This window comes from Nonlabens sp. (assembly GCF_047636915.1).
Classification (GTDB): Bacteria; Bacteroidota; Bacteroidia; order Flavobacteriales; family Flavobacteriaceae; genus Nonlabens.
This window is the reverse complement of the sequence record NZ_JBLIGN010000154.1, coordinates 1-3,113: the sequence shown is the minus strand read 5'-3', so window position 1 is coordinate 3,113 and position 3,113 is coordinate 1. Positions and strand designations below refer to the sequence as shown.

Here is a 3,113-nt window from a genome sequence, read left to right as displayed (position 1 = left end):
GAAACATTAACTGGTGGAGCAAATGACTTTCTATTTTGATCGGTATTCAATATGGAGTCATTCTTAAATATCTCATCCATTAAAGATGGCAACCAATTGTTCTCTTTTCTAAGTGCTAATTTCATATGAATCATATGTGCTTGTTGTGATTAAAATTAGTCAAACAGAATACCAAACACAAAAAGCAACATAATGTCGCTTTTTGTGTTTAATTTTACGACATAAAGTCATTAATTACTACTTCTCCTGTGGATTTGCATTAATTCTGACGGTGGTATTTCTCCATAAGGGTAGGTAATCATGGATTGAAGTAATGCATCTACGGTTGTTTTTCTAAAGCCGTATTGAAGTGCGACATCGTGCAACAATTGTAATTCCTGCTCATCCACGTGGCCGTCAATATGCATCATCAACATCATTCTATGAAAATGAACTATACGTTTGGTATACTCTTTGGGAACTACTGTCGTCAACTCTTCTGGATGATCAACCATATAAGCAATTTCCTCATCGCTCAATTGCATGCGTTTACCTACGGTTGTGATAAAGGCAATTTCTTCATTTTTCAAATGATTGTCTGCATGTGCCATTAGGATCAATTCACTAATAATGTCTTTCTTTTCCTCTGCTGTATACATCATGCTAATGGTATTAGTTGGTAAACATACAATTTTGTCAAGAGTTATAGTTGATACCAAGGCTGATTTCTATAACAAAGCAATGAAACTGTACAACAAAAACTTAATAGAAATCTGCTTTATTAAGCTATAGTTTGCAAATGTTGGGTACCTGGTTTTCAAAATCTGACATAGATTGTTTTATCTTCGTTCCTTTGTTATTATCCTTTTATCTTTTCAAGATTTGCGATAAGTATCTCCTTAAGATGGTTTTCCCTGCGTAAGAATGATCAGACGACTCTATAAGAGTCATTTAGTTACGTACCACATCTCTTCCCTTTTCATTTGTGAATTTTAACAGGATATTTTACCAGAACTATTTCATCACTTATGGTTTCCCACTTGCCAAAGATGACTGGTGAATTTGTTTTCGCAAAAGCGAAAACAATCCAAAAAAGATGAATATAGGTTTCCTTTTAAAAATTAAAAAACCCGTGTAACTAACACGGGTGATATACTTTTAATTGTTTAGAGGTCTATTTGTTTAACATACCTGCTTTAAGATCTTCATCTGCAGGATCATCACCCAACCAAATACCGAATAGACCTTTCTTAAATTTAAGACCCGTAATCGTTCCTAAAGCGGTACCGTTTTTAGAAACTAAAGTTCCTTTTGCTGGTAAATAAGCAATTTCAAAATGATCCCCTTTAACAATCGCATCCTTGAAAAACCCTATAAAGGTATTGATCTCAGACTGTATCGCCTTTTGTTGCTTACTTGTACAACTGTCTCCAAATCCATCTTCTACAGAAGACTTCATTTTTTCTTGAGTTACCGCCTCATCAGTGATATCCAGTGTGATAGCCATAGGCATGTTTGCAGCTACGAGGGTATTTCCATCGCTTGATCTTGTAGTTACGTATAAGGCTCCTACATAAAGATCAAACCACAATTTCTCTCTTAAACCTGCTCCATTCAGTTCTAATTCTTGTCCTTCGACAGTAATGCTTTTTTCAACATTCACACCATTTATGGTTTGTTGAGCGGTTGCAGTGTAAGTACCTAAAAGTGCCAAAGCTGCAAGAAGTATTTTTTTCATTTTTATTAATTTTAAGTGTTTAAATATACTACTCTGTTTTCAAATTCCGTGCCTTTAACGAACGAAGAGATGCGTTTAATTCAAAACCCAGCAATAAAAGGTTGGAATTAAGCCATATATACACCATTAAAATCAGCAGCGCGCCTATAGATCCGTAAATCTCGTTAAAAGAAGAAAAATTCTCGATATATATTCCGTACAAATAAGAGAAGAGAAGAATTAACAACGTAGTGACAAGGGCTCCAATAGACAGAAACTTAGTAGTTCTCCCTTCCCGCGTTCCTGTGAAGTACAAGGTGCACACAAACAAAAATAACATAATTACTAATGTTGCATATCGCAACATCTGTAACCACAATTCCATAGAACCTTCTGTCATAAAATCTCTTGCACGCAATTCTGAAATCCAGTACTCCACTATTACTGCGAGAATAACTCCAGCTAATAAAAAAACAACCAGTATGATTGAAACTCCTACAGATACAAAATACTGCCTGAAAAAACCGCGGTTCAGTTCAGAGTGATAACTGCGTTCAAAACCATTAAAAATAGCATTAATACCGTTTGCCATTAAGAACAAAGAGGTAAAAAAAGCAATGGTTAGAAGTCCCGAATTACCTTGTAAAGCGATTTCTTTAAAAATATCATCAAAAGCTCCCGCTGCCTGCGCTGGTAATAAATCGTTAACAAAAAATAATAATTCCTCTTGAAAATTATCAATCTTAATAAAGGGTATCAGATTCAATATAAAAAGAATAAAAGGAAAAACCGACATAAAAAAACTGTAGGAAATAGCGCTGGCACGGGCCGAAAATGCTCCTTGGACAATACCCAGAGAATAAGCTTGCCATAAATCCCAAGCAGTCATTCCTTCAAATCCAGGCAATTTCCACTTATCAATTAAAGCGACTAACCACGAGATGATAGGTATGCGGTCTATTATTTCCTTTGCTTTACTCATGCACCGCTTTAAGACTTAAATCCAGATTGTAAACACTATGGGTGAGTGAACCACTAGAAATAAAATCAACACCACATGCTGCATATTTTTTTGCTGTTTCTAATGTAATGCCGCCACTGCTTTCTGTAAGACACTGATTTCCTATCAGATCTACTGCTTTTCTAGTATTCTTATAATCGAAATTATCAATAAGAATGCGGTAAATGCCCTCATTAGATAATATCTCTTTGATCTCATCAAGGTTGCGCGCCTCGACTATAATTTTTAGATCGCGTCCACTATCCTTTAAATATATTTTTGTTTTTTGGATGGCTTTAGAAACACCACCGGCAAAATCTATATGATTATCTTTAAGCATAATCACATCGTGCAATCCAAAGCGATGGTTTACACCGCCACCTATTTCTACTGCCCATTTTTCAAGAATACGTATTC

At 35.4% G+C, this 3,113-nt stretch carries 4 protein-coding genes; all 4 read right to left on the bottom strand.

Translation table 11 applies throughout. The annotated features are described in order from the left end of the window. Positions 1-230 precede the first annotated feature (230 nt). Positions 231-641 (bottom strand): hypothetical protein, encoded by a 411-nt coding sequence (locus ACJAT0_RS13070; protein WP_415182011.1) that lies wholly within the window; start codon positions 639-641, stop codon positions 231-233. Between the two features lie 512 nt (positions 642-1,153). After that, positions 1,154-1,717 carry a chalcone isomerase family protein gene (locus ACJAT0_RS13065; protein WP_415182010.1) on the bottom strand — a complete coding sequence of 188 codons (564 nt, stop codon included), beginning with the start codon at positions 1,715-1,717 and terminating at the stop codon, positions 1,154-1,156. 28 nt (positions 1,718-1,745) lie between these two features. After that, positions 1,746-2,678 (bottom strand): YihY/virulence factor BrkB family protein, encoded by a 933-nt coding sequence (locus ACJAT0_RS13060; protein WP_415182009.1) that lies wholly within the window; start codon positions 2,676-2,678, stop codon positions 1,746-1,748. Next, positions 2,671-3,113 (bottom strand): nicotinate-nucleotide diphosphorylase (locus ACJAT0_RS13055; protein WP_415182008.1); only part of this gene is annotated, 443 nt, incomplete at its 5' end. The genes ACJAT0_RS13060 and ACJAT0_RS13055, both read right to left, overlap by 8 nt.